Here is a 6,535-nt window from a genome sequence, read left to right on the forward strand (position 1 = left end):
CTCCTATGGCGCGCTGATCAATGGCCTGCGCGCCATAGGAGAATGTGAATTCAGCCTTCTTCTCATGCGCGAAGAACTGGCCGAGGCGAAAGACATGCGTGTCGGTCGTGGAGGTGACGAGACGCTTGAGTGTCGCATCGAGGCCGAGCTTTTCGAACAGCAGCATCTGGTCCATGCCGATCTTCTCGGCCCGGAATTCCTCGTGGTGGACGCGGTGCGGATCGATCAGCGCCACCTTGCGGCCGGCTCGTCCCAACAGAATTGCCAAGGTCGTGCCGGCCATTCCGGCACCGACGATCGCCACATCGACTTGGGCCGGGCCAGCCTCTGAGATACTCATTTTGCTGCTCTTTCTGATGGCAACGGCGCGTTTCACAATCTCCGGTAGAAAATATCTTCCGGACCTAAATCAACCGCAAGCAACCGGCGCGCGTGCTTGGTAGTAACCAATGTTTAGGTTAATCGCGGGCCCGCTGCTTCCAGCGCGGTGCGATCGCCGAGCCATCGATGAACTCAAAGCCGCCAGCCTCGTTGAGCGTGTGAAGTTTACGCCCACTCCATAGCGCACCTGGATTTAAGATGGTTTCAACGACCTGCTCCATGCCGATCAAATCAAGGTGAGAAATGCGTGCGATGCCAAGCGCCGCGCCGTAGCTCCTGCGGCAGTCCTGGACCGGGCGCAGCAGGTCGTTGCCGCGCCTGACCATGCGGCCGGCCGGCCGCACCGAGGCGATATCGATCAGCACGGGATTTTTGGGGTGCGGCGTCCAGGGGCCGCGAAAATCCGGCGCCGACCACAGATGCAGCGCGTCGGAGAAGGCGCCGCCGCCGTCGCGGACGGTGGCGAACAGCCACCAGGCGCCGCCATGCTCGACAAGCGTGGCGTCGCTGGCGACGACACCGGACAGAAGCGTCGCCTCCTTGACCCATCCGCCGGGAAAAGCTGTGGCCCGGTAGAGATCGACCGTGCCGTTGGCGCAGCTTTCCGGCACCATCCAGACCTCGCCGTCGCGCTCGAAGACGAAGGGGTAGGAGAGATGGTAGGGCAGCTCCAACACCGGTTCAGGCCTTCCGAGCGGGCCTGCCGGGCCGAAGGGAACGGCGGAGATGATGGCTTTGCCGAGCCGATGGATATAGTCCTCGACGAACAGGGTCAGCTGGCCCTGGTAGAGGATGGGGAACGGATCGGCGTAGAAGCGGCTGCCGTCGTCCGGCAACTCTTGCCAACCCGACGCCGGATGCGCGCGCAGCTCGAACAGATCGCGGCTCCCGGTTTGCCGCCAGCCGACCTTCCAGTGCGGCGCGTTGTAGCAAAGGTGATAGATCTTCTGGATGATCCGCCGCGCCAGCGCCTTGCCGGCCCTGACCCCAAGCTTGCCCGCCGAGGGCATTGGCGGCGGGCCGCCCACCTGCGCCGGTTCGGGCAGATCAGGCACGGACTTTGCCGCGCCTGACATGGCAGCTATGATCAGGCTTGCTGTGCGCGCCAGCATATCCTGGAAGGACGCCAGCGCGATGCCGCCATATTCGGTGCCCAGACGCCCGGCGGCGATCGCAACGCCGTTCTCCTCGATGCGGGCAAGCGGCGTGCGACCTGCGAGGATCAGGGCCAGCAAGGCCGCTTCGCCGCTGGCGCCGTCATAGGTGACGCGCCAGATCCGTGTGTTTTCCAGCCTGACATCGCCGCAGAGGTCGATGACGAGGTCAGGCGAAGCGGGGGACTGCCGGTAGGGCGCGAGCGCCGAAAGCGGCACACGCTTGGCCAGTCCATCATGGGACAGTCCGTGGATCGCCGTTTCGAGTTGAAACAGGGCCGCGGCGCTGCGCGGAATGCCACCGCCCGCCGGCCTGACATCGACGGACAGTTCGACGTCTTCGAGCGCGGCAAGGCGCTCCAGCAGCGTGACGTGAAAGGCGCGGACGCAGTCGCCGTCCAGGCGGAGGCTTATCTGCATGTTGGAGGTCCGAAAAGGCGGTGCCCGGCCTTGCCGGCCAGACCGGTCCGGTCAAATTGTAACCCCATTTGCATTCGTCTCCGCTCGCTGCGTAGCCAACACCTCGATATGTATATTTTTAAGCAAACCGCGTGCCAAAATTCACGTCACCTCTCAACATAATTAACAATGTTTTAACAGTTGGAGGAATAGCTAGGTTAGCGCCGCAAACTGATCTTGCCGGCATATGGAGTATTGTCGGAGGCAGCCATGCAATCATCCCTGCCCATGGTTCCTCAGCAACACTCCCCGGATCCGGCACGCGCGGGATCATATGCAGCCTCCACTGTCGAACTGGGCGATCTGAAGCGCATCCTGGTGCGCCGCCGGTTCTGGATCTTCGGCACCGTCGCACTGCTGACGCTGGTCGCCCTGCTCTACGGCCTATTCACACCGGCGCTCTACAGCTCGGCGGCGGAAATCCTGATCGATCCGCAGGACCTGCAGGTGGTCACCAACGACGTCAATCCCAGCCGTATCTCACCCGATGGCGGCATCACGCAGGTCGAGAGCCAGGTCAGCGTGGTCCAGTCGACAGGCGTGCTGATGCGGGCGATCGCGGCGACAAACCTGACGCAGGATCCGGAATTCAATGGGCAGGGCTTGCTGTCGCGCCTGCTCGGTTCGGCATCAGCCGAAGGCGACAGGTCGGTGCAGACACTCGACGCGCTGCGCCGGCGCCTGGCGGTGAAGCGGGCCGACAAGGTCCTGGTCCTCGACGTCATCGTCACTGCCAAGAGCGCCGACAAAGCCGCCCTCCTGGCCAACGCCATCGCGCAGGCCTACCTGGTCGACCAGGCGAGCGCGCGCGCGAAAATGGCCAAGGACGCTTCCGAGTCGATCACCGCGCGGCTGGACGAGCAGCGCAAGCGCGTCCAGCAAGCCGAAAACGCCGTCGAAGCCTACAAGTCCGCCAACAACATGGTGATGGCGGCAGGCAATCTGGTCAGCGACCAGGAACTGACCGAGATCAACACGCAGCTTGCGGCGGCGCAGAGCCGCACCGCGGCGCTGAAGGCGCAGGTCGACCAGATGCGCCGGCAGAGCGGCACGCCGGACGCAACTTCGGAAGCAATGCGCTCGGCGGTGATCTCGAGCCTGCGGGCGCAGGAGGCGACGTTGGTCGACCAGGTCTCGCAGCTCGGCACGGAGTTGGGGCCGCGTCATCCCTCGCTGATCGCAGCCCAGCAGCAACTGCGCGACACACGCCAGCTGATCGCGCGCGAACTTGGCCGCATCGCCACCGCCACCGAGACCGACTACGAACGGGCGCTGGCCAACCAGCAGGCGCTGGAAGCCAAGGTCGCCGGCATGAAGAGCAAGTCGCTCGACACCGATCAGGCCTCGGTGCGGCTGCGCGAATTGCAGCGCGACCTCGAGGCGCTGCGTTCCGTCTACTCGAACTATCTCCAGCGCGCCCAGGAGACGCGCGAGCAGATCAATGTCGACAGCACCAATGCGCGCATCATCTCCAACGCCATGCCCGCCTTGAAGAAGAGCTGGCCGCCTCTGCCGCTGCTGTTGCTGGGCGCGATATTCGGCGGCCTTGGGCTCGGCACCGGTCTGGCGCTGATCGCCGAATATTCCTCGCCGACGGTGCTTTCCAGCGCCCAGATGCAGTCGGCCATCGACGCGCCGGTGCTGGGCGTGGTGCCGGCAAAGTCGGACACAGGCCGGCGCTGGTGGCCTTTCGGCGGGGCGCGCGCCGCCGCCTCCAGCCAGAAGACCGATGCCGTCGTCGGCCTTGCGCTGAGGCGCATGTTCAGTTCGGGCCAGCGTCCGGCGGACTGGCCGCTGGTGCCTTCCATCTTGGTGACATCGTCGCCGGGCGAGGGCGCGCAGCGCAGCCGGGTGGCGCGGCTGCTGGCCAATGCCGCGGCATCCAGGGGCAGCCGTGTGCTGTTTATCGATGCCAATGCTGGCGGCGGCGGCCAGAAGGATCCGCAGCCGGGGATCCTCGATGTTCTGCGCGGCGAGTACGCGTTCGAGGCCGTCAGCCATTACGCCGCCGGCAGCAACGTTGCCGTGCTGGGCAGGGGCCGCTCAAAGGCGGTCTTCCAGGAAGCGCATGGCATCTATTTTGCGCAGCAGATGCTGGCGCGGGCCAGCCGGAGCTTCGAGCTCGTCGTCATCGACGGCGGCGCGCTGGCCGACAATCTCAATGCCTCGCCGCTGGTCGCCATGGCCGACGAGATCGTGCTCGTCGCCACGCTGAACGCCACCCCGATGCGCGACGTCACGACGACTTCGCAGGCGGTCTCCGTCATGGGGCGCCTGCCGACAGCCGCCTTGCTGGTCGACGAGGCCGCCTGATATGGCGGCCAGTTGGAGCGCAAGCGCTTCGAACCATGGTGCTGCCGCACCCCGCGCCGGCACGCCCATCTCCGGCACCTCGGTCGATGCGCTGACGCGCTTCGGATTGATCGCGGCGGTGGCGGTGCTGTTCAGCATCTCGGGGGGCATGCTGTGGCTGGTCGGCTACAATTATGATGGCCTGTTCGGCAACCCGGCGACCAAGATCCACCCGTCCACCTATCTCATCGTCCTGCTGCTTGCCTGGCGCTCCTGCGCATCAGGCAATCCGGTCGGCCATATCGTCCATCTCGCTGACAGGCGGCCGGCCAGCGCGCTGATGGCCGCCATATCGATCGTGCTTCTGGTCGTTGTCATCGCCAGGCAGCGGCCCGGTATGGCCGGCATGATCGATACGTTCGTGGCTGCGGCACTTCTCGTGCTGATGCTCAGCGAGGACGACGAGCGGACCTTCGCCGGGCTGCAGACCGTCGTCCACGTGGTCATGACGGCGAATGCCTTGCTTGCCCTTTTCGAGTTCGCCACCAAGACGCTTATCTTCCCCTATCGCCTCGACGGCGTGGCGTTTACCACCGATCTGCGCTCGAGCGCGCTGCAGGGGCATCCGCTTGCCAATGCCATGGTGACGTCGATCTATGTGCTTGCGCTGCTCTCCGGTGCCAGATCCCTGTCGATGCCTGTGCGGATAGGGTTGATCGGCTTGCAATGCGCGGCACTCGTCGCCTTCGGCGGCCGCACGGCGATGGTGACGACGGTGGTGCTCGGCGGCTGCTACCTGCTTTTTCAGGGCATCACCAAATTGCGCCAGGGCCGCGTCAATCTCCTCGGTGCGGCACTCGGCTTCATGCTCGCCGCCCTGCTGCCGGTCGTCATCATCGTGGCGGCATATCTGGGCTTTTTCGACGCGCTGCTGGAGCGCTTCGTGTCGGACAGCGGCAGCGCCAATGCCCGCGTCGAGATGTTCGAGCTCTTCAAGCACCTGGAATTGCGCGATCTGATCGTGGGACCGGATGTCGACCTGATCGACAGCCTGCGCCGCATCAACGGTCTCGAACAGGGCATCGAGAACCCGATCATCCGCACGGTCCTTTATCAGGGCGCCTTCTTCACGCTTTTGCTGACGTTCGGCTTCGTGCTGTTCCTGTTCGAGGTGGCGCGCCGCTGCCATCCCGGCATCTGGCTGCCGATGCTGGGCTGGGTTATCCTGATCAACACTTCGGAAAGCGTCGCGTCGAAGACGACGCTGCTGACCAAGTTCGTGGTGCTGGCATTGGTGCTCTATCGGCCGGCGCGGGCAGCGTTCAGGCCGGTCAGTCCGCCGGCATGGTCAGGCCAAGCGCCGCGATGATATCGGGGTCCAGCGCCCGGGTGGTGTCGTCCATCATGCCCATGCCATCGAAGAGATCCCACAGTGCCCAGGCGAAGCCGAGTTCCTCGGCGCTCCGCCTCACATCGGCGATGTAGCGCCCGCGATCCGGATTGGGCGCGGCGACATAGCGGGCGTCGGTGCGCAGCGCGCCGAACTCGCCCATGATGATGCGTTCCGGCGCAAGGCTATGGCCATCGGCCCAATCGCGGACCTGGCGAAGATATTTGTCGACAAACCAGCGGTCGGGCTGGGCGTCGAAATAGACTTTCAGCACACGCTCGGTCTCGGCATAGGCTGCTTGCTTGGCGTCTTCAGGGGTTTCGGTGTCCTGCGCCATGCGCGCCCTGACCGATGCCAGCGTCTGTTGCAGCGAGCCGGCGGATGCCGGCCACGGCACATTGTTGAGCGACCGATAGACCGGCTCGCGCATCCAGGGCGCGCCCTGATGGCTGAACAGATAGGGCTCATAGAAGTGGAAGGTGAACAGGATCGGCTCGAAGGGCGACAGCGGGCCCGGATCGAGCGCGGTCAGTCCGCTCACCATCGAGCCGCAGCCTCCGGTGACGACCAACGGCAGGGTCGCTGCCGATGCCCTTGCCGCGGTCAGAAGCGCGAGCTGGATTTGCAACCAGACGTTCGACGCGCAGGCCTGCGCCGGTTCGTTGACCGGCTCGAGCGCCACCCTGCCGGGCTGGAACCGCGCCAGCCTGCCGGCAAGCTCGCCGACCAGCCCGCGATAGAGATCGAAAGCGGGTGCGGCGGTGCTGGAGACCATGCGGTCGGGGTTCCAGTAATGGGTGGCAGCGTTGGCCTGGATGTTGACGATGATGCCAAGATCGGCGTCGAGGGTGGCGGTGAC

5 protein-coding genes are annotated in these 6,535 nt (G+C 65.0%); 2 read left to right on the top strand and 3 right to left on the bottom strand.

From position 1 onward, the window contains the following. Together EOA22_RS21065 and EOA22_RS21070 are read right to left on the bottom strand one after the other, a co-directional pair. On the bottom strand, positions 1–340 hold a 340-nt coding region (locus EOA22_RS21065; protein WP_127390196.1), incomplete at its 3' end, for an FAD-dependent oxidoreductase. Between the two features lie 118 nt (positions 341–458). Further along, on the bottom strand, positions 459–1,955 hold the full coding sequence (locus EOA22_RS21070; protein WP_063168636.1) for a hypothetical protein: 1,497 nt from the start codon (positions 1,953–1,955) through the stop codon (positions 459–461). A 249-nt stretch (positions 1,956–2,204) separates the two neighbouring features. Here EOA22_RS21070 and EOA22_RS21075 point away from each other — a divergent pair, with 249 nt between their 5' ends. Continuing rightward, positions 2,205–4,307 carry an exopolysaccharide transport family protein gene (locus tag EOA22_RS21075; protein ID WP_063168635.1) on the top strand — a complete coding sequence of 701 codons (2,103 nt, stop codon included), beginning with the start codon at positions 2,205–2,207 and terminating at the stop codon, positions 4,305–4,307. Position 4,308: 1 nt separating this feature from the next. Continuing rightward, entirely contained in the window at positions 4,309–5,655 is a 1,347-nt protein-coding gene (locus EOA22_RS21080; RefSeq protein WP_013530605.1) for a VpsF family polysaccharide biosynthesis protein, read from the top strand. Here EOA22_RS21080 and EOA22_RS21085 read toward each other — a convergent pair. Beyond that, positions 5,618–6,535: cellulase family glycosylhydrolase (locus tag EOA22_RS21085; protein ID WP_127390197.1), on the bottom strand; the 918-nt coding region annotated here is incomplete at its 5' end. The genes EOA22_RS21080 and EOA22_RS21085 overlap by 38 nt on opposite strands.

Source organism: Mesorhizobium sp. M7A.F.Ca.US.014.04.1.1 (assembly GCF_003998745.1).
In the GTDB taxonomy this organism is placed as follows: Bacteria; Pseudomonadota; Alphaproteobacteria; order Rhizobiales; family Rhizobiaceae; genus Mesorhizobium; species Mesorhizobium ciceri.

Coding starts and splice junctions, on each gene's coding strand:
- EOA22_RS21070 (WP_063168636.1), bottom strand. CDS start 1,955: ATGCAGATAAGCCTCCGCCTGGACGGCGACTGCGTCCGCGCCTTTCAC.
- EOA22_RS21080 (WP_013530605.1), top strand. CDS start 4,309: ATGGCGGCCAGTTGGAGCGCAAGCGCTTCGAACCATGGTGCTGCCGCA.
- EOA22_RS21075 (WP_063168635.1), top strand. CDS start 2,205: ATGCAATCATCCCTGCCCATGGTTCCTCAGCAACACTCCCCGGATCCG.